Origin of the sequence: Mesorhizobium sp. WSM1293 (assembly GCF_000513875.1) — a bacterium.
GTDB lineage: Bacteria > Pseudomonadota > Alphaproteobacteria > Rhizobiales > Rhizobiaceae > Mesorhizobium > Mesorhizobium ciceri.
Window position 1 is genome coordinate 50,092 of the sequence record NZ_AZUV01000013.1, and the last position, 18,712, is coordinate 68,803.

Consider the following 18,712-nt stretch of genomic DNA (forward strand, 5'->3'; position numbering starts at 1 on the left):
TGGCGGCAATCGGCCAGGGCGGCGTGTGGGCAGGTCCTGAACCGGGTACGTCCATACCCGGCCTTCCCAAGATTTGTGTTTCACTATCATTTATTTTTGAATTCCATTTGACTGAATAAATAAGCGGTGCCAAGCTATCCTCTCCTAAGGGGCGCAAGGCATGGCACTGCGGGGGACCAATCAGGAGTTCGGGCGGCCATACAACCGGCGCATCGTGCTTGAGTCCATCCGCCTGCACGGGCCGATCGCGCGCGGCGAGATCGCCCGGCGCGTCGGCCTCACCGTCCAGACGGTATCGACCATCGTTCGCGAACTGGAAGATCAGGACTACATCCTGTCGCTGCGCGAAGAGCCGAAGGGGCGCGGCCTGCCGCCGGCGACGCTCCGGATCAACCCCGAGGGCGGCTATGCCGTCGGCATCCACATCACTCCGCTTGGTATCAGCGCCGCCTTGATCAATCTGAGCGGCGACGTGATCGAGAGCATCTACCGCGAAGCGCCGAACGCGACGCCGGACCACGCCTTCGAGTTGATCGGGGCGATGGTGGTGGAATTGACCAGACTGCGGGCTGGCGGACGGGTGCTGGGCGTCGGCATGGCCCTGCCTGGCCCATTCGACGTGGAGTCCATGAGTTTCGTGGGGCCGACCACCATGACCGGCTGGAAGGACGTCGCGCTGCGCGAACGGCTGGCGGCCTCCACCGGATTGCCGGCCTTCTTTGAAACCGATATGGCCGCGGCCGCCATGGGCGAGCGTCTCTACGGCCTCGGCGCCCAGTTTTCCGAATACTACTATCTCTATTTCGGCGTCGGTCTTGGCGGCGTCATGGTTCATGACGGCAGCGCCTTGCGCGGCGCCTGGGGAAATGCCGGCGAGATCGGACACATTCCCGTCATTCCCGGCGGCGAGGCCTGCCCGTGCGGCAACAGCGGCTGCCTCGAAAGATATTTGTCGCTCGAGGCGCTCCGGCGCTGGAACGGCAGCGAGGCCGACTGGGTGGCCGAAGTCGCACCGATCTTTCACAACGCCGTCGCCGTCATCGAGAACCTGTTCGACCCGGAGACGGTCATCCTCGGCGGGCTGGCGTCCACCGACCTGCTCGAAATGCTGGCTGGTTCGGCCGCGGGCCTGCACAACTCCGTCTCGGCCCGCAAGGACCGCACGACGCCCAGGGTCGTGGTCGCGCGCGGCGGACAGCATTCCGTGCTGCGCGGCGCCGCCGCCCTGGCGGTTTCCGGGGTTCTGTCACCTCGCTTCGGGCAGATGTTCGCGGCCGAACGCGAACGCGAGCGCGACCTTCTCAAAGCCGGGGAGATTGCGGCATGAGTGAACCCCTGCTGGTGCTCGACAACGTCACCAAGAACTATGGCGCGATCGAAGCGCTCAAGGGGATCAGCTTCTCGATCGGCAAGGGCGAGGTCGTGGCGCTGCTGGGCGACAACGGCGCCGGCAAATCGACACTGGTGAAGATCATATCAGGCGGACTGGAGCCGACATCGGGCCGCATGCTGTTCGAGGGCAAGGAATTCCTCGCCAAATCACCGGCCGAGGCCAAGGCGGCCGGCATCGAGACCGTCTACCAGGATCTCTCGCTGTGCACCAATGTCGACGTGGTCGCCAATTTCTTCATGGGCCGCGAGATCACCCGCAAGTTTCTCGGCATTCCCGTGCTTGACGAGCGCGCCATGGAAGCCGTCGTCGGAAAGGCGCTGGCCAATGCCGGCACCCGCATTCCCTCGCTGCGCGCCAATGTCGAGCATCTTTCGGGCGGCCAGCGGCAAGCCATCGAACTCAACCGCTTCGTGCACTGGGGCGGCAAGCTGGTGCTGCTCGACGAACCATTCGCCGCCCTCGGTGTCGAACAGACGCGGCGCGGTCTCGACATGATCCGCCAGGTGGCCAACCAGGGCATCGGCGTCGTCATCATCACCCATATCATGCAGCAGGCTTTTCAGGTCGCCGACCGGATCGTGGTGATCCGCCAGGGCGTCGTGGCCGGCGATGTCGCACGCAATAAAACAAGTCCCGACGCGGTGATCAACATGATCACCGGTGAGACGCTTGCCGGTGCCGGACCGACAGGCTGAGGGACAAAAGAGGGGTCCGGCTTAAGAGGAGCGAACGACATGAAGCGAATACTTCTTGCTGTCTTCGGTATCCTTGCACTGGCCTTTGCCACGCTCACGCCGGCATTCGCCCAGTCCAAGGGTATCGTCTACTATATGGTGCCGACCCTGCTGGACGAGTTCCAGACCGGCTCGGTGAGCGCGCTGGAACTGTTCCTGAAGCAGACCGGCTACGAGATGAAGACGCTGAACGCCGACAACAAGACCGACGCCCAGCAATCGCAGATGAACGACGTCATCGCGCTGAAGCCGGCGGCCATCATCCTGGCTGCAGTCGACTTCAATGCGCTGAAACCGTCCATCGAAGCCGCGCGCGCCGCCGGCATCCCGGTGGTCGAGTTCGACCGCCAGATCACCTCGACCCCGTCCGACTTCACCTCTGTCGCCGGAACGGTCGAGATCGGCTACGTCGCCGCGGATCAGGCCGAGAAGCTGCTGAAAGCCAAGAACGGCTCGGTGAAGGGCAAGGTTCTGCAGGTGCTCGGCGACCCCGGCGATCCCTACACGCTCGACATCCAGAAGGGTTTTGAGGAGAAGATGAAGGCATTTCCGGACGTCAAGATCATCTCGCTTCCGGCCATGCAATGGGAAGCCAGCAATGCCGGCACAATCGTTGCCGACCAGATGCTGGCCAACCCCGACATCGACCTGATCTTCAGCCATGCCGCGCACCTATCGGTCGCCGCCGTCGCCTCGCTCGAGGCGGCCGGCAAGAAGCCGGGCGACGTCATGCTGATGAGCTCGAACGGCGCTCCGGTCGGCCTCGACCTGATCCGCAAGGGCTGGCTCAACGCCGAAATCGAGCAGCCGCTTTACGCGCAGGCCGCGGCTGTCGCCATGTTCATGGACAAGATCGTCAAGAAGCAGGAAATCAAGCCCGGCGAATACGACGTGCTCGGCCTGAAATCGACCGTGACCAAGGAATCCTGGGGTCCGAACATCAAGATCCCCGGTGCCGCGATCACCAAGGAAAACGTCGATAATCCGGCCTTCTGGGGCAACCAGAAGCCGCCGACGGACACCGTCAAGTCGGTCGAATAGTCATCTGAAGCGCTCCGGGCCGTAGCGGCCCGGAGCCTGCCTTTTCACAACGCCGCGTCCGAAAGGATGCCGTGGCGAATTTGAATCCGCGCCTGAACCCGACGGAATCGAGTTGATTTCGCGGGGGCGCCAACCGGATCAGCCCATGAACCCGCGCACACGCAAAGCCCTGGAGTTCGTACTCGACAACCTCGTCTGGTTCATGCTGCTGTTCGTGCTGGTGGTCTTCTCCATCTTCGTCCCGAACTACTTTCAGCTCGGTATCTTCGCCAACATCATCGAGGCTTCGAGCGTGCTCGGCGTCATGTCGATCGGCCTGGCGCTGGTGATCATCGCCGGTCACATGGATCTGTCGGTCGAATCCGTCGCAGCGCTCAGCGCCATGGCGGTCGGCATCCTGTTTTGCTCGTCGGGCATCGGCATGGGCGTGCAGCTGCATCCCGAGTGGCTGATGGTTCCGGTTTCGCTGCTGCTGGCGCTGGCAGTCGGGGGTCTCATCGGCGCCTTCAACGGCTATCTGGTGGTCAAGGTGAAGATGAGCGCCTTCATCATCACGCTGGCGTCCTACATCTGGGTGCGCGGCCTCGTGTTGGTCGTGTCGGGCGGCCGCTCGGCGCAGGACCTGGCGCCAGCCATCCGCTGGTTCGGCATCCAGCGCCTTGTCGGCCTGCCGCTCACCGCCTGGATCGCGGTTGGCTGTTTCGTGGTCTTTTCGCTGATCATGGCCAAGACGCCGTTCGGCCGGCATCTGGTGATGATCGGCGGCAACGAGACGGCGACCTTCCGCGCCGGCATCCGGGTGAACCGCAATCTCATCATCGCCTTCGTGCTCGCCGGCGCCATCGCCGGCCTCGCTGGCTGGCTGCTGGCGATCCGCACGTCGGGCGCCACCGCCAATCTCGGCGTCGGCTTGCTGTTCAACGCCTTCGCCGCGGTCGTCATCGGCGGCGTCAGCCTCAAAGGCGGCGTCGGCACCCTCCCCGGCGTCTATGCCGGCGTGCTTTTGCTCTCGGCCATCAACACGGCGATCAATTTGATGGGCCTGCCGGCCAATTTCACCCAGGTGATTCATGGCCTGCTGGTGCTGGCCGCGGTGCTGCTCGACGCTTTCAAGCAAACCATTCGCCAAAGACTCGCATGACAGGACGGCTCGCATGACAGGACGGCTAAAAGACAAGGTGGCGCTCATCGTCGGCGCCGCCCGCGGCATCGGCAAGGGCATTGCGCTCCGCTTTGCCGAAGAGGGAGCGCGGCTGGTGCTCGCCGACACCGAAGTCGAGGCCGGGCAAGCGACCGCTGGCGAGTTGGGCGTCCCCTTCATCCGCACCGACATCTCGCAAATGAGCGACGCCGAGGCCGCCGTGGCGCTGGCGCTGAAGCAGCATGGCCGTCTCGACATCATCGTGCAGAATGCCGGCATCTATCCCTGGCAGCTGATCGAGAACACCAGCGCCGACGACTGGGACCGCGTCATGGCGGTCAATCTGCGCGGCACCTTCAATGCCAGCCGCGCGGCCCTGGTGCCGATGAAGGCGCAACGCTTCGGCCGCATGCTCTACACCTCCTCCATCACCGGTCCGCATGTCACCAGCCCGGGCCATGGCCACTATTCGGCCAGCAAGGCCGGCATCAACGGCTTCATCCGCGCCGCGGCACTGGAATTCTCCGGCTACGGCATCACCGTCAACGGCGTCGAGCCCGGCAACATCCTGACCGAAGCGATCGAGCTGCATCGCGGCGAGGCGTTCATCAAGAACATGGAGGATTCCATCCCGCTTGGCCGCCTCGGCAGCCCGCGCGACGTCGCCAATGCCTTCCTGTTCCTCGCCTCGGACGATGCCAGTTACATCACCGGCACGACCATCGTCGTCGATGGTGGGCAGTTGCTGCCCGAAGGCAGCGATTTCCGGCTCGTTCCGCCATGATCATCGATTTCGGCGATGGCTTCTTCCTGCGCCAGGCGACCGAGGCCGACCATCCAGCACTTGCCATGATCTGCCTCAAGACCGGTGATGCCGGCCAGGATGCAACCGGTCGCGAAGACGCTCCGGATCTGTTGGGCCAGATCTACACCATCCCCTACCAGGTGCTGGAGCCCGACCTCGCTTTCATCGTCGATGGGCCAACGGGCGCCGCGGGCTATCTGCTGGGTGCAAAAGACACAAAGGCTTTCAATGCAGGCCTGGCAGCAAGGTGGTATCCGCGCCTTCGCGCGCAGGTGACCGATCCCGGACCCGACCGCACGCGCTGGAGCGGCAGCGACTGGGCTCGCCACCAGATCCATCATCGCGACTTCACCATTCCGCCGGCCCTGGCTGCCTACCCTTCGCACGGTCATATCGACCTTTTGTCGCAAGCGCGTGGCAAAGGCATCGGCCGGCGGGCGATGGCTTTTCTCGAGCAAAGGCTCGCCGCGCTCGGTTCACGCGGGCTTTGCCTCGAAGTGATGCCGGACAATCACAACGCGCTGCGCTTCTACAGGGCCATCGGGTTCGCGGTGTTGCGGGAGCCGGGATTGCCGGACCACAGCATCTATGTCGCCAAACGGCTGACAACCGCACCGGGAGTTATATGAATGGTGGGCGATGACGGGCTCGAACCGCCGACATCTTCGGTGTAAACGAAGCGCTCTACCAACTGAGCTAATCGCCCGCTCCGGGCCGGACCTTTAAGCGGTCAGGGTCCGCTTCGCAAGGCCAAATGAGCGCAGGACGCCCTGGTTGGATGCCGGTTCTGCCAACAAAACGCCGGCTGTCAAAAAACCTTCTCCTGTTTGCTGTTATGATGGTTTGGTGCGCTTGACACCCGGTGGCGAACCCCTTATCCAGCGCCCCAACGACGAACACGGCTGACACGTGTTCGCCATGCGCGGGTGTAGCTCAGTTGGTTAGAGTGCCGGCCTGTCACGCCGGAGGTCGCGGGTTCGAGCCCCGTCACTCGCGCCATTTCTCTCAAGGGTATCAAGCCCTTGGCTTTGGAGAAATGTCGACATTGATTGTCAAAAATGTTGTCTTGCAAGAGACCTGAGGTCACTCAGGTCCGTTCGGCTCGTGCAGACGTCTTGCCGCGCAAGATCATCCTCTCGCCAGCAGCGCCTCGACCTCCTGCAGCGTCGGCATGGATGGCGCAGTCCCTGGCCGGGTCACCGAGATTCCGGCGACGGCGCAAGCGAAGCGCACCGCCTGCAGCGGTTCCACGCCCCTCGAAAGTGCTGCCGCAAGCCCGCCATTGAAAGCATCGCCTGCCCCCGTGGTTTCGACCACCGGGCCGGCGCTGACGGCTGGAACATGGTCGGAGCGATTTTTCGAGTGCAAAAGCGCACCCTTGTCGCCGAGCGTGACGATGACCGTGCCGACGCCCTTTTCGAGCAGCCTGTCCGCAGCGGCTCGCGCCTCGTCGACCGAGGACACCTTCATCCCGGTCAGTTCCTCCGTCTCGGTCTCGTTGGGTGTGAAGTAGTCGCAGAGCGTGTAGATGCGGTCGGGAAGTTTTGCCGCGGGGGCTGGGTTGAGGATCGTCGTCACCCCTGCCCCACGCGCGATCTCCAGCGCGCGCATAGCTGCTTCGATCGGCTGTTCGAGCTGCGTGACAAAGACGCCGGCATTGCTGATCAATGCGGCATTGGCTTCGATATCGGCTGGAGAGATCAGCATGGCAGCACCGGGGCTGACGATGATGGCGTTGTTGCCGGTGGTCTCCTCGACGAAGATGTAGGCCGCGCCGGTGTAGCTTTCCGGCGTATCGATGACGGCATTCTTGACGCCCGCCTGCGCCCAGGTCTGCCTGGCCATGTCGGCGAAGGGATCGACGCCGAGGCGGGTGAGGAAGGTGACGTCAGCGCCGAGCTTGCCGGCGGCCACCGCCTGGTTCGAGCCCTTGCCGCCGGGACCCAGCGTGAAGGATGTGCCGAGGATCGTTTCGCCCATGCGCGGCTGCCGCTGCGCCCTGTAGGCGGTGTCGGCGACGAACACACCCAATATGACGACCGGCTTGCCCGAAGCCATGCCGCTACTCCGCATCCGGCGGCACGACGCCCTTGCGGAAGGCGAAGCAGCCATAGAAGCGGCGTTCGCCGGTCTGGATGACACAATAGGCTTGTTTGGCGCGCTCGTAGAAGGCGTAGCGCTCGACCGCGATCATCGGCCACGACTTGCCCTCGGCCTTATCGACTTCCTTCTGCACTTCCTTCTGCACTGCAGGAATCTCGTCCGGCTTGCCGACGATTTCCATGCGCGCGGCCGAATCGTCGACGAACGTGTCGAGCGGGTAGAGCGACAGCACCGCCTTGACCACTTGCGCGGCCGAGGCATCGATGCGCAGCACGCGGCCGAGCGCCGTCTGGCGCGCCACCGAATCGGACGGAAAATTGGTGTCGGCGATGATCAGATCATCGCCATGCCCCATTGCCCGCAATGCCTGCAGCACGTCGGCATTGAGCAGCGGGTTGATGCCTTTGAGCATGGTATTCCTCGTGCGTTGGGATCAGAGACGCTTGCCGGTCTCTGCGTCGAAAAGATGGATCTGGTCGAGCCTTGGCTTCAGCTTCAGCGTATCGCCCGGCTTGAAGTCGTGGCGCTCGCGAAACAGCGCCACCATCTCGCCTTCGCCGAAGCGCAGGAACACCAGCGTTTCCGAGCCGGTCGGCTCGACCACCGAAATCTTCGCCGGCACGCCGTCGGGATGGATCTCGAGGTGCTCCGGTCGCACGCCATAGACGACCGCTTGACCGTCCTGCGCGGCATTGCCCGATCCGATCGGGAACAGCGTGCCTGCGATGTCGACCCCTGGCTTGTCGCCCTTGCGCATGGTGCCCTTGAGCAGGTTCATCGAAGGCGAGCCGATGAAGCCGGCGACAAACAGGTTGGCCGGGCGGTCGAACAGTTCCAGCGGCGCGCCGACCTGCTCGATGCGGCCGTCGCGCATGACAACGATCTTGTCGGCCATGGTCATGGCCTCGATCTGGTCGTGGGTGACGTAGATGGTGGTGGTCTTCAGCCTCTGGTGCAGTTCCTTGATCTCGGTGCGCATCTGCACGCGCAGCTTGGCGTCGAGATTGGACAGCGGCTCGTCGAACAGGAACACCTGCGGATTGCGCACGATGGCGCGGCCCATGGCCACGCGCTGGCGCTGCCCGCCGGAAAGCTGGCGGGGATAGCGCTTCAGATAGGGATTGAGGTCGAGGATGTCGGCGGCGCGCTTGACCCGCTCGGCGACCACGGCCGGATCGGTTTTCCTGAGCTTGAGCGCGAAGGCCATGTTCTGCTCGACCGTCTTATGCGGATAGAGCGCATAGTTCTGGAACACCATGGCGATGTCGCGCTTGGCCGGCGGCAGATGATTGACGACGCGGTCGCCGATGGCGATCGTGCCGGCGGAGACGGTCTCCAGCCCGGCCACCATCCTGAGCAGCGTGGACTTGCCGCAACCCGAGGGGCCAACCAGTACCACGAACTGTCCGTCTGCGATGTCGACGCTGACTTCGTGCAGAACCTTGACCGTTCCAAAGGCCTTGGCCACCTTGCTGATCGCGACTTGCGCCATGTCTCCCCCATCGGCTCCATTAGCCGTAGGCGCAGAAGCTAACCAACGCGACCTGCCAGGGCAAGTCGGTCCCTTATAGATAAAAACCCGCTCTCGTTGACACGGCGTTGGGTTGTGAGAATAGTGGCAGGCGCTGGTCAAAATGTCGGTGCCCGATCCGCAATCGGAACTTCAATCGACGCAGGGTGGGGTCCTGCCTAATTCGTTTCCGAAACGGGAGCATCGTTGGCGCTCCGGCGTCCGACAGTTGGCCGATTTATTCACACTGATGTTCTGGGAGGAATAGGCGATGAGAACGGGTCTTTACGACAAACTGGTTCGAGCCGGCGCCACAAGGCGCGACATATTGAAGGGTGCGGCAAGCATGGCCGCGATCGCAGCCGCATCCGGCGCCGGACTTGGCGCCTTGACGCGCCCGGCCTCCGCGGCAAGCGAATTGCGCACAAAAATCCTGCAGATCCCCGGCGTCGGCAAAGGCCAACCGACGGACGCCGATTTCCAGAAGGTCGGTGAACTCTGCCTCGAAGCCACCAAGGCCAATGTCAAGGAAGGCGAATTCGCCGGCGTCGAGCTGACCTTCATGGGTCTCAACAACCAGAACCTGCACAATGTGCTGTTCCGCGGCTTCCTGAAGCCATGGGAGACCTATACCGGCGCCAAGATCAACTGGATCGACCTGGCGCAGGCCGACTACAACGCCCGCCTGCAGCAGTCGATCGCGACCGGGACCGTCGACTTCGACATCATCGAAATGGGCGCGCCGTTCGAAGGCGATGTCTGCGGCAAGGGCCTGACGTCGGAAATGCCCGACTGGGTCAAGACCCAGATCGATTTCGACGATCTGGTCAGCTATCTGAAGCCGCCGGTCGGCACCTGGGACGGCAAGCAATACCGCGTGACCGTCGACGGCGACGCGCACAACTTCAACTACCGCACCGACGTGTTCGCCGATGCCGACCTCGCCAAGGCCTGGAAGGACGGCGGCGGCGAAGGTGAATGGGGCGTGCCGAAGACCTGGCAGCAGGTTCAGGCGGTGACCAAGTTCCTGAAGGGCAAGAAGCTCAAGGACCAGGACGTCTATGGCTATCTCGACGCGCCGAAGCCCTGGGGCGGCTTCGGCTTCTATTTCCTTGGCAGCCGCGCCACCGCCTATGCCAAGCACCCCGACGACAAGGCCTGGCTGTTCGACGCCGACACGATGAAGCCGCGCGTCAACAATCCGGCCTGGGTGCGCGCCATCCAGGACGTCATCGACGCGCTGCCCTCCGAACCCGCCGACCAGATCAACGCCGATCCGAACACGACCGCCTTCCAGCAGTTCCTGGCCGGCACCGGCTCGATGGTCACCTGGTGGGGCGACGTCGGCTCCAACGTCAAGACCAACGACTCTTCCGTCGTCGGCGACGTCACCGGCTTCTCGATCCTGCCGGGCTCGGACGATGTCTACAATGCGAAGACCGGCGCCTGGGACAAGCTCGCCAGCGGCCCGAACTATGCGCCCAACTGCGCCTATCTCGGCTGGGGCGTCTATGTCATGGCCCGCGTCGATGCCGACGAAAAGAAGAAGAAGGCGGCATGGTCCGCTGCAGCCCATCTCGGCGGCAAGGACCTGTCGATCTGGACGGCGATGTATCCGTCGGGCTTCCAGCCTTACCGCAACTCGCATTTCGACATTCCCGAATGGGTGGCGGCCGGCTACGACGAGGCCTTCATCACCTCCTACCTCAAATCGGAATCCGACAGCTACAACCATCCGAACGCGGCGATCGAGCCACGCATCCCCGGCATCTTCCAGTACTACAGCGCCGCCGAGGACATCCTGGCCAACACTTTCGCGGGCAAGATGAAGGCGCAGGAAGGCGCCGACGCCATCGCGGCGGCATGGGAGAAGCTGACCGACCAGATCGGCCGCGACAACCAGATCAAGCTCTACAAAGCTTCGCTCGGCATGTAGGCTGGCCTATGAACCGTGGTCCGGCGGCAACGCCGGACCACTTTAGACAGGCTCCGGCTCCTCGAGAGCCTTCAAACGGGCGAGATTTGTGGCTGACCAGACATCGACCGCGAACCCGTGGCCGGCAGATGCCGGCACTTCCGATCTGATCTCTCCAGGCCGTAAACGCCTTGGCTGGGCGCTGATGGCCGTTGCGACGCTTGGCCTGCTGGCGACGATCGTGCTGGAGATCCTCTACAAGGGCAGCCCCGATACGATCGGCTTCGAGACCTGGCGCCCCGTCGTCTATGCCTATGTTCTGTGGGGCGTGGCGATCGGTGTCGGCCAGGTGCTGACGCGCGGCGAAGACGGCCAGCGTGCCCTGTTTCTGCTGCCGGCGCTGCTGTTCACCATCGCCATGGTGATCTTCCCGACGCTGTTCGGTTTCTACATCGCGCTCACCGACTGGAACCTCAGTTCCTTCAGCGGCCGCCGGTTCAACGGGCTCGACAATTTCTGGCAGATGCTGGGCGATCCCTACTACCGCAACGCGCTGTTCAACATGGTGCTCTACGTGCTGGCGGTGGCGGTCGAATATGTCATTGCCTTCGGCTTGGCGCTGCTCCTCAATGCCCAGATCCGGGCGCGAAAATTCTTCCGCGTCGTCTTCCTGATGCCGCTGATGCTGTCGCCGGTCGCGGTGTCGTGGATGATCGGAAAATCGCTGATGGAATACAGGTTCGGACCGGCCGCAACGCTGGCGCGCCATCTCGGCTGGGAAAATCCCGCCTTCTTCTCCGATCCGATCATCGCGCGCATATCGATCATGATACTGGATGCCTGGACCTTCATTCCGTTCATGATGATCATGCTGCTGGCCGGGCTGCAGGCGATGTCGCGCGAGGTGCTCGAAGCCGCACGCGTCGACGGCGCCAATGCGTGGCAGACCTTCTGGCAGGTCACCTTCCCGCTGATGCTGCCGGTGTCGGTGACGGCGGTGGTCCTGCGCATCATCTTCAAGCTGAAGCTTGCCGACATCATCATCACCGTGACGTCCGGCGGCCCCGGCGGCGCCACCGATTCCGTGTCGAGCTTCATCTACCGCGAATACCGCGACCGCTCGAATGTCGGCTACGGAACCATGCTGGCGATGGCCTATCTGGTGATCATCGTCGTGTTCGTCACGTGGTTGTTGAAATTTGCCAACCGTTTTGTCCGCAATGTCAATTAAAGCAAGATGGGGGTGAATTGAGCCCGATGAGCGTTCAGACCACCGAATATGTCGCCTCGGAGATCCGCTCGCCGGCGAGCTTCCTCGCCAGCCGCGTCTTCATCTATGGCGCGCTGGCCTTCTGGGCGTTCATCTGCCTGTTCCCGATCTATTGGACGATCACGACCTCGTTCAAGACCGCAGTCGACGTCACGCAAGGCCATCTCATCCCCTTCGTCGACTTCCAGCCGGACTGGAAGGGCTGGCGTTCGCTCGGCCTGTCGCCGGACTCGATCTTCCAGACCTCGACCGTGCGCGAGGAGTTCCTCAAGCGCTTCATGAATTCGGTGATCACCTCGGTCGGCGCGTCGAGCCTCGCCATCATCATCGGCAGCCTCGCCGCCTACGGGCTCACCCGCTATCGCTACCATTTCGCCTGGTTCAAGAACGAGGACATCTCGTTCTTCTTCCTGTCGCAGCTGATCCTGCCGCCGGTGGTGCTGGCGCTGCCCTTCCTGGTGCTCTACCGCGAGGTCGGCCTGCTCGACACGCGCATCGGGCTGATCCTGCTCTACACGCTGATGGTGCTGCCGATCGTCATCTGGATCATGCGCGACCAGTTCAACTCGATCCCGGTCGAGCTCGAGGAAGCCGCCCTTGTCGACGGGCTGTCGATCTGGGGCGCGTTCTTCCGCATCGTCATGCCGATCGCGCTGCCGGGCATGGTCGCCGCCTTCATCCTGGCGATGGTGCTGTGCTGGAACGAGTATTTCTTCGCCGCCCTTTTGACCTCGACCGACGCCAAGACAATTCCCGTCATGGTGGCGAGCCAGACCGGCTCGCAAGGCATCAACTGGTGGTCGATGGCGGCACTAGCGACGGCGGCCATCGCGCCGCTCGCCGTCATTGGCATCGCGTTGGAGCGCTATCTGATCATGGGCATGACCGCGGGCGCGGTGAAGTAGCATGGCGCCCTCTTACCTTGGGAGAAGGAAGAACCGCGCTAGGGCCTTAGAATCATCCGCAGATGATCCATGATCATGGCCACGCCCTTCTGCCCGAGCTCGGCCGAGGCGTCCTTGGCACTCGCCGTATACCAGCCGGTATTGTCGGCGAAGTGATTGGCATCGACAGCCTCCGGGCATAGCGCCAGCATCAGCGAGGTCTCGCCGATGCCGGCATGGTCGAACGGGTACTTGCCGTTCATGTCAGCCGACATCAGCGGATGCACCTGCACCCAGTTGAAGAAATTTTCACCCGCCGCGTGTCCTGAATAATAGTCCGCCATCGCCTGCGACCCCCACCAGCCCTCGCCGCGCTCCTTTTCGAGGAAGCGGAAGATCGCCTGGCGGCCGGCGGCCTTGAACGCCAGATCGGTCGGCATGCCGGCGACAAAGTTCTCGGTCTGGTGGTGGATAATGGCGTGGATGTTGCGGAAGCCGATGCGCAGCAGGCTGTAGAACAGTTCCTCGCCGAACGGCGCCAGCGCATTGCCGCCGACCTGCACCGAGCCGCTGCCTTCCGGCGGCGCCACCGCATAGCTTGCCGCACCGTAGTAGAAGGGCGGCAGGATGACGACGTCCTTCTCCTTTTCGAACAGCTCCAGCGTCTTGATGACGGCCAGCGTGTCCATGCCGACGGCCATGTGCTCGCCATGGTATTCCAGCACGCCGAGCGGCAGAGCGACCGGCCAATTCTCGGCGATCGCCCTGCGGATCTGGTGTGGCAGCATCAGTTCATAGCGCATGATCTATTCCATGTTGGTGTGGCGGGCGCGCATGGCTTCGGGCGACACGCCGGTCAATTCCCTAAGCTTCAGCACCATCACCTCAAACAGCAGGAACAGCGCGCCTTCGAACACCGAGCCCATCGGCAGGACCGATGTTTTTTGCGCCCCCTGATCGTTGGCCATGGTCTGCGCGGGAATGAGCAGCGTGAAGTCGGCAAGCCTTGCCGCGCTGCCTTCGGCCTGGGCGGTCAGCAGGAGATTGGTTGCACCTGCTTGGCGCGCGACCTGCATCAGGGTCAGCACGGTCGAGGTTTCTCCCGGCCCGGAACTGACCAGGAAGACATCGCCCTGCCCCAGAGGCGGCGTGTTCATGTCGCCGACCACGGAAACCGGCAGGCCCAAATGGTAGAGCCGCATGGCAAAACCCTTGACCTGCAAGGCCTCGCGGCCGCAGCCATAGACGACGATCTGTCGCGCGCCGGCTAGCGTTTTGCAGGCGGCGTCGATCCGGCTTTCGTCGATGCGTGCCAGCACGCCACCCAGCTCCTCAAGTGAGGTCTCGAACAGGCTTTTGCTCTTGTCGCTCACCGCAAACCCGCCATTGAAAAATCACCCTGGTATTTGCCGCTCTTGCTGCCACGAACAGCTTGATTTCGTTATGCTAGCAACCGTGAAAATGCGTGTCCAACGCGCAGCTATGCTTTTGCCTGATCACAGGCGTGATAGTGTCATGTCAGACAAATCAGGCGAGGCAAACAGCAGGATATGAAGACACGGCATTTCGACCGCATCGGCAATGGCGGCATCAGTTTCACCGAGCTCGGCTTCGGCGCGGCGCCGCTCGGCAATCTCTACCGTGCCGTCTCCGACGAGGACGCCAACGCCACGCTGGAGGCCGCCTGGGCGACCGGCTGCCGCTACTACGACACCGCGCCGCTCTATGGGCTCGGCCTCTCGGAAACGCGGCTCAACCCGTTCCTGCGCGGCAAGAAGCGCGCTGACTATGTGCTGTCGAGCAAGGTCGGCCGCATCATGCGTGCCTGCCCGCCCGAAGAGCGCACCGGCATCGGCAAGTTCTTCGACACGCCATCACGCCGCGAGGTGTACGACTACAGCTATGACGGCGTCATGCGCTCGTTCGAAGCCTCGCTTGAGCGCCTCGGCGTCGATCGGATCGACATACTCTTCGTGCACGATGTCGACATCTTCACGCATGGCAGCAAGGAAGCCTCCGACCGGCGCATCGAGGAGTTCATGCGCTCGGGCTATTACGGCCTGCTGTCGCTGCGCGACCAGGGCGTGATCAAGGCGTTCGGCGGCGGCATCAATGAGTGGCAGGTCGCGCAGACGCTGGCTGAGCGCGGCGACTTCGACCTGTTCCTGCTGGCCGGGCGCTATACGCTCTTGGAACAGGAGGCGCTGACGTCCTTCCTGCCGCTCTGCCAGGCACGCGGCATCGGCATCGTTCTCGGCGGACCCTACAACTCCGGCATTCTCGCAACAGGGCCGAAGCCCGGAGCCTACTACAACTACTCCGAAGCGCCGAAGGACATACTCGACCGGGTCGCCGGGATCGAGAACGTCTGCAAGCGTCATGGTGTCAGGCTGATCGAGGCCGCCCTGCAATTCCCGCTGCTGCATCCTTCAGTCGTTTCGGTGATCCCCGGTGGCCAACGGCCGAGCGAAGTCGAGAGCAATCGCTCGCTGCTCGATGCGAAACTGCCCGCAGCACTTTGGGCGGATCTCAAGGAGGAAGGTCTTATGCGCACTGATGCGCCGACCGCATAAGCCGGCCGCGTCGCGTCAGCGTCGGGCACCAAAATGAAAAGCCGGGCAAGCCCGGCTTTTCTGGTCGCATGAACCGACGTAGGGCACCAAAATGAAAAGCCGGGCAAGCCCGGCTTTTCTGAGGTCTCTGAAAAGAAAAAACGCTTAGTTGACTGCGTCCTTGAGGCCTTTGCCGGCCGAGAACTTCGGCACGGTACGCGCCGGGATCTTCACTTCGGCGCCGGTCTGAGGATTGCGGCCGGTCGAGGCGGCACGCTTTGACACGGTGAAATTGCCAAAGCCGACAAGCCGGACATCGCCGCCCTTCTTCAGTTCGCCGGTGATCACGGAAAATACCGCATCGACCGCCGACTGCGCGTCACCCTTCGAAATGCTCGCGGCGTCGGCGACAGCGGACACCAGTTCGTTCTTGTTCATAAAAATTCCCTTCCATGAGAACACCGGAACTATCGACTCATCCGGCAGGAAACGGACTTTAGAAAGAAGCGCTCCCGCAACCAAGTCGAAAAGGCAGGAAAAAAGCGGAAAAAGCCCGGAATTCCGGGGTTTTTCACATGAAAAAGCCGGGCGTCAGGCCCGGCTCTCCGTTTGTGCGCTGCAACCTCGACGAAAACCAACGCATGGCCCCGAAAACCGTAGCCGGTTTGCGGCAAGGGCCATGCGCAAGTCTGGGCGTCAGAGCGTCCTTTGTGCGTCCAGATGGACGCCCGGCGCTCTAATGCGCCAGGGACTTTCCAGCGTCGTCGGCACTGTCTGTCGCAGCCGGCGGATTGACCGGCTCGACCCATTCGATCGGCTCCGGCATACGCACCAGCGCGTGGCGCAACACCTCGCCGACACGTGAGACCGGAATGATCTCCATGCCGTTCTTCACATTGTCCGGAATCTCCGCCAGATCCTTGGCATTGTCTTCCGGGATCAGCACCTTCTTGATGCCGCCGCGCAGTGCGGCGAGCAGCTTCTCCTTGAGCCCGCCGATCGGCAGGATACGGCCGCGAAGCGTTATCTCGCCGGTCATCGCCACATCCGCCCGGACCGGAATACCCGTTAGTACCGATACAATAGCTGTCGCCATGGCAGCACCTGCAGACGGGCCGTCCTTCGGCGTGGCGCCTTCCGGCAAGTGCACGTGGATGTCGCGCTTGTCGAACAGCGGCGGCTCGATGCCGAAATCGACGGCGCGCGAGCGGACATAGGAGGCCGCCGCCGAAATCGATTCCTTCATCACGTCGCGCAAATTGCCGGTCACCGTCATGCGGCCCTTGCCGGGCATCATGACGCCTTCGACCGTCAGCAGCTCGCCGCCGACTTCCGTCCAGGCGAGTCCGGTAACGACACCGACCTGATCGTCAGCCTCGACCTGACCGAAGCGGAAGCGTTCAACACCGAGGTAATCGGCGAGGTTCGCCGCCGTGATGTTCACCGTCTTCTTCTTCGTCTTCAGGATCTCGGTCACCGCCTTGCGCCCGAGCTTCATCAGCTCGCGCTCCAGGCTTCTGACGCCCGCTTCACGGGTGTAGGTCTGGACGATGGCGCGGATCGCGTCCTCACCGACGGAAAACTCCTTCGGCTGCAGCGCGTGATCGCGGATCACCTTAGGCATCAGGTGCCGCTTGGCGATCTCGATCTTTTCGTCCTCGGTGTAGCCGGCGATACGGATGATCTCCATGCGGTCCATCAAGGGCGCCGGGATGTTCAGCGTGTTCGCCGTCGTCACGAACATGACGCTCGACAGATCGTATTCGACCTCGAGGTAGTGGTCCATGAACGTCGAGTTCTGTTCCGGATCGAGGACCTCGAGCAACGCCGATGACGGATCGCCACGGAAGTCCTGGCCCATCTTGTCGATCTCGTCGAGCAGGAAGAGCGGGTTGGACTTCTTGGCCTTCTTCATCGACTGGATGACCTTGCCGGGCATCGAGCCGATATAGGTGCGCCGGTGGCCACGGATCTCGGCCTCGTCACGCACGCCGCCCAGCGCCATGCGGATGAACTCGCGTCCAGTCGCCTTGGCGATCGACTTGCCGAGCGAGGTCTTGCCGACACCGGGAGGGCCGACGAGGCACAGGATCGGCCCCTTCAGCTTCTTCTGGCGGCTTTGCACGGCGAGATACTCGACGATGCGCTCCTTGACCTTGTCGAGGCCGAAATGGTCGGTATCGAGCACGTTCTGCGCGAAAGCCAGATCCTGCTTGACCTTGGAGTTCTTGCCCCACGGGATAGACAGGATCCAGTCGAGATAGTTGCGCACGACGGTCGATTCAGCCGACATCGGCGACATCGTCCGGAGCTTCTTCAACTCGGCTTCCGCCTTTTCGCGGGCCTCCTTGGAGAGCTTGGTCTTCTTGATGCGCGCCTCGATCTCGGCGGCCTCGTCGCGGCCGTCCTCACCTTCGCCGAGTTCCTTCTGGATCGCCTTCATCTGCTCGTTCAGGTAGTACTCGCGCTGCGTCTTCTCCATCTGGCGCTTGACACGCGAGCGGATGCGCTTCTCCACCTGCAGGACGGAGATTTCGGCTTCCATGAAGCCCATCGCCTTTTCCAGCCGCTCCTTGACCGAAAGCGTGGCCAGCATCTCCTGCTTCTCGGGGATCTTGATGGCGAGATGCGAGGCAACCGTGTCGGCGAGCTTGGAGTAGTCGTCGATCTGGCTGGCAGCACCCACCACTTCGGGCGAGATCTTCTTGTTCAGCTTGACGTAATTCTCGAAGTCGGTGACGACCGAACGCGCCAGCGCCTCAACCTCGACCTCTTCCTCTTCCGGCTCGACCAGCGCCGCGGCGCGGGCCTCGTGGAAATCGGGACGGTCGGTGAACGAGACGATTTTCGCACGCGAAGCGCCTTCGACCAGAACCTTGACGGTGCCGTCGGGCAGCTTGAGCAATTGCAGCACATTGGCGAGCGTGCCGATGTCGAAAATGGCATCGGGCTCGGGATCGTCATCGGCGGCATTCATCTGGGTGGCAAGCAGGATCTGCTTTTCCTGACCCATCACCTCTTCCAGCGCCTTGATCGACTTCTCACGCCCGACGAAGAGCGGAACGATCATGTGCGGGAACACCACGATGTCGCGCAGTGGGAGAACTGCGAAGACGCCGTCGCTGGGTGCCTTGGATACTTTGGCCATTGTCCAACCTTTCATGTCGCGGCCGCTAATTGAGCCAACCGCGAATCTTATATTAACGACCGAGGATCGTTCCGCCTACCACCGTTTGTGACGGGAGTTTTACAGCACAGAAATCGGGCACCTCGGCCTTCTCCAGTTAGTTGGATGCACGACCCCCAAAGATCAAGGGGCGTGTCCAAATCCGCACTCCCAACCCGTCCGCGAGTGACACATTTG

The 18,712-nt window shown here is 62.7% G+C and carries 17 protein-coding genes and 2 tRNA genes; 11 read left to right on the forward strand and 8 right to left on the reverse strand.

Annotated features, from left to right (window positions below):
- Positions 1–160: 160 nt before the first annotated feature.
- From M729_RS0117730 to M729_RS0117755, 6 genes are all read left to right on the forward strand, one after another.
- Positions 161–1,327 (forward strand): ROK family transcriptional regulator, encoded by a 1,167-nt coding sequence (locus tag M729_RS0117730; protein ID WP_027162388.1) that lies wholly within the window; start codon positions 161–163, stop codon positions 1,325–1,327.
- A complete protein-coding gene (locus M729_RS0117735; protein ID WP_013532175.1) occupies positions 1,324–2,088 on the forward strand; it encodes an ATP-binding cassette domain-containing protein in 765 nt (254 codons plus the stop codon). Before M729_RS0117730 ends, M729_RS0117735 begins: the two co-directional genes overlap by 4 nt.
- 39 nt (positions 2,089–2,127) lie before the next feature.
- Entirely contained in the window at positions 2,128–3,168 is a 1,041-nt protein-coding gene (locus tag M729_RS0117740) for a sugar ABC transporter substrate-binding protein (protein ID WP_027162389.1), read from the forward strand.
- A 145-nt stretch (positions 3,169–3,313) separates the two neighbouring features.
- Complete coding sequence (locus tag M729_RS0117745; RefSeq protein ID WP_013532177.1) at positions 3,314–4,309, forward strand: ABC transporter permease; 996 nt, start codon at positions 3,314–3,316, stop codon at positions 4,307–4,309.
- 13 nt (positions 4,310–4,322) lie between these two features.
- Positions 4,323–5,093 (forward strand): SDR family NAD(P)-dependent oxidoreductase, encoded by a 771-nt coding sequence (locus M729_RS0117750; RefSeq protein WP_013532178.1) that lies wholly within the window; start codon positions 4,323–4,325, stop codon positions 5,091–5,093.
- The gene (locus M729_RS0117755; protein ID WP_027162390.1) at positions 5,090–5,743 is read left to right on the forward strand and encodes a GNAT family N-acetyltransferase; all 654 of its coding nucleotides are present in this window, start codon (positions 5,090–5,092) and stop codon (positions 5,741–5,743) included. Before M729_RS0117750 ends, M729_RS0117755 begins: the two co-directional genes overlap by 4 nt.
- 1 nt (position 5,744) lies before the next feature.
- Here M729_RS0117755 and M729_RS0117760 read toward each other — a convergent pair.
- Positions 5,745–5,820: transfer RNA gene (locus M729_RS0117760), tRNA-Val, on the reverse strand.
- Positions 5,821–6,036: 216 nt separating this feature from the next.
- On the opposite strand from M729_RS0117760, the gene M729_RS0117765 reads away from it, so the two are divergent.
- Positions 6,037–6,113 (forward strand) — tRNA-Asp (locus M729_RS0117765).
- A 129-nt stretch (positions 6,114–6,242) separates the two neighbouring features.
- Here the strand turns inward: M729_RS0117765 and rbsK are convergent.
- Genes rbsK through ugpC form a run of 3 tightly spaced genes read right to left on the reverse strand, consistent with a single transcriptional unit; the run spans position 6,243 to position 8,709 of the window.
- On the reverse strand, positions 6,243–7,172 hold the full coding sequence (rbsK, locus tag M729_RS0117770) for a ribokinase (RefSeq protein ID WP_027162391.1): 930 nt from the start codon (positions 7,170–7,172) through the stop codon (positions 6,243–6,245).
- Between the two features lie 4 nt (positions 7,173–7,176).
- Positions 7,177–7,629 carry an RbsD/FucU family protein gene (locus tag M729_RS0117775; protein WP_027162392.1) on the reverse strand — a complete coding sequence of 151 codons (453 nt, stop codon included), beginning with the start codon at positions 7,627–7,629 and terminating at the stop codon, positions 7,177–7,179.
- A 21-nt stretch (positions 7,630–7,650) separates the two neighbouring features.
- Positions 7,651–8,709: a sn-glycerol-3-phosphate ABC transporter ATP-binding protein UgpC gene (ugpC, locus tag M729_RS0117780; RefSeq protein ID WP_024504587.1), complete on the reverse strand. Its 1,059-nt coding sequence runs from the start codon at positions 8,707–8,709 to the stop codon at positions 7,651–7,653.
- Between the two features lie 289 nt (positions 8,710–8,998).
- Between ugpC and M729_RS0117785 the strand changes: the two genes are divergently transcribed.
- From M729_RS0117785 to M729_RS0117795, 3 genes are all read left to right on the forward strand, one after another.
- Complete coding sequence (locus tag M729_RS0117785) at positions 8,999–10,663, forward strand: sugar ABC transporter substrate-binding protein (RefSeq protein WP_013532183.1); 1,665 nt, start codon at positions 8,999–9,001, stop codon at positions 10,661–10,663.
- Between the two features lie 88 nt (positions 10,664–10,751).
- Positions 10,752–11,873, forward strand: a complete 1,122-nt coding sequence (locus M729_RS0117790) for a sugar ABC transporter permease (protein WP_024504588.1) — start codon at positions 10,752–10,754, stop codon at positions 11,871–11,873.
- 26 nt (positions 11,874–11,899) lie between these two features.
- Positions 11,900–12,817: a carbohydrate ABC transporter permease gene (locus M729_RS0117795; RefSeq protein ID WP_013532185.1), complete on the forward strand. Its 918-nt coding sequence runs from the start codon at positions 11,900–11,902 to the stop codon at positions 12,815–12,817.
- Positions 12,818–12,855: 38 nt separating this feature from the next.
- Here M729_RS0117795 and M729_RS0117800 read toward each other — a convergent pair whose 3' ends face one another.
- Both M729_RS0117800 and M729_RS0117805 read right to left on the reverse strand, forming a co-directional pair.
- Entirely contained in the window at positions 12,856–13,599 is a 744-nt protein-coding gene (locus M729_RS0117800; protein WP_024504590.1) for a creatininase family protein, read from the reverse strand.
- 3 nt (positions 13,600–13,602) lie between these two features.
- Positions 13,603–14,169 carry an SIS domain-containing protein gene (locus M729_RS0117805; RefSeq protein ID WP_027162393.1) on the reverse strand — a complete coding sequence of 189 codons (567 nt, stop codon included), beginning with the start codon at positions 14,167–14,169 and terminating at the stop codon, positions 13,603–13,605.
- A 177-nt stretch (positions 14,170–14,346) separates the two neighbouring features.
- Between M729_RS0117805 and M729_RS0117810 the strand changes: the two genes are divergently transcribed.
- On the forward strand, positions 14,347–15,369 hold the full coding sequence (locus M729_RS0117810; RefSeq protein WP_013532188.1) for an aldo/keto reductase: 1,023 nt from the start codon (positions 14,347–14,349) through the stop codon (positions 15,367–15,369).
- A gap of 144 nt (positions 15,370–15,513) precedes the next feature.
- Here the strand turns inward: M729_RS0117810 and M729_RS0117815 are convergent, their stop codons facing one another.
- Positions 15,514–15,786 (reverse strand): HU family DNA-binding protein, encoded by a 273-nt coding sequence (locus M729_RS0117815; protein ID WP_006201846.1) that lies wholly within the window; start codon positions 15,784–15,786, stop codon positions 15,514–15,516.
- Positions 15,787–16,084: 298 nt separating this feature from the next.
- Positions 16,085–18,496: an endopeptidase La gene (gene lon / locus M729_RS0117820; RefSeq protein WP_013532189.1), complete on the reverse strand. Its 2,412-nt coding sequence runs from the start codon at positions 18,494–18,496 to the stop codon at positions 16,085–16,087.
- Positions 18,497–18,712: the final 216 nt, after the last annotated feature.

Coding starts and splice junctions, on each gene's coding strand:
- M729_RS0117730 (WP_027162388.1), top strand. CDS start 161: ATGGCACTGCGGGGGACCAATCAGGAGTTCGGGCGGCCATACAACCGG.
- M729_RS0117740 (WP_027162389.1), top strand. CDS start 2,128: ATGAAGCGAATACTTCTTGCTGTCTTCGGTATCCTTGCACTGGCCTTT.
- M729_RS0117750 (WP_013532178.1), top strand. CDS start 4,323: ATGACAGGACGGCTAAAAGACAAGGTGGCGCTCATCGTCGGCGCCGCC.
- M729_RS0117775 (WP_027162392.1), bottom strand. CDS start 7,629: ATGCTCAAAGGCATCAACCCGCTGCTCAATGCCGACGTGCTGCAGGCA.
- M729_RS0117795 (WP_013532185.1), top strand. CDS start 11,900: ATGAGCGTTCAGACCACCGAATATGTCGCCTCGGAGATCCGCTCGCCG.
- M729_RS0117755 (WP_027162390.1), top strand. CDS start 5,090: ATGATCATCGATTTCGGCGATGGCTTCTTCCTGCGCCAGGCGACCGAG.
- lon (WP_013532189.1), bottom strand. CDS start 18,496: ATGGCCAAAGTATCCAAGGCACCCAGCGACGGCGTCTTCGCAGTTCTC.
- M729_RS0117735 (WP_013532175.1), top strand. CDS start 1,324: ATGAGTGAACCCCTGCTGGTGCTCGACAACGTCACCAAGAACTATGGC.
- rbsK (WP_027162391.1), bottom strand. CDS start 7,172: ATGGCTTCGGGCAAGCCGGTCGTCATATTGGGTGTGTTCGTCGCCGAC.
- ugpC (WP_024504587.1), bottom strand. CDS start 8,709: ATGGCGCAAGTCGCGATCAGCAAGGTGGCCAAGGCCTTTGGAACGGTC.
- M729_RS0117810 (WP_013532188.1), top strand. CDS start 14,347: ATGAAGACACGGCATTTCGACCGCATCGGCAATGGCGGCATCAGTTTC.
- M729_RS0117785 (WP_013532183.1), top strand. CDS start 8,999: ATGAGAACGGGTCTTTACGACAAACTGGTTCGAGCCGGCGCCACAAGG.
- M729_RS0117800 (WP_024504590.1), bottom strand. CDS start 13,599: ATGCGCTATGAACTGATGCTGCCACACCAGATCCGCAGGGCGATCGCC.
- M729_RS0117745 (WP_013532177.1), top strand. CDS start 3,314: ATGAACCCGCGCACACGCAAAGCCCTGGAGTTCGTACTCGACAACCTC.
- M729_RS0117815 (WP_006201846.1), bottom strand. CDS start 15,786: ATGAACAAGAACGAACTGGTGTCCGCTGTCGCCGACGCCGCGAGCATT.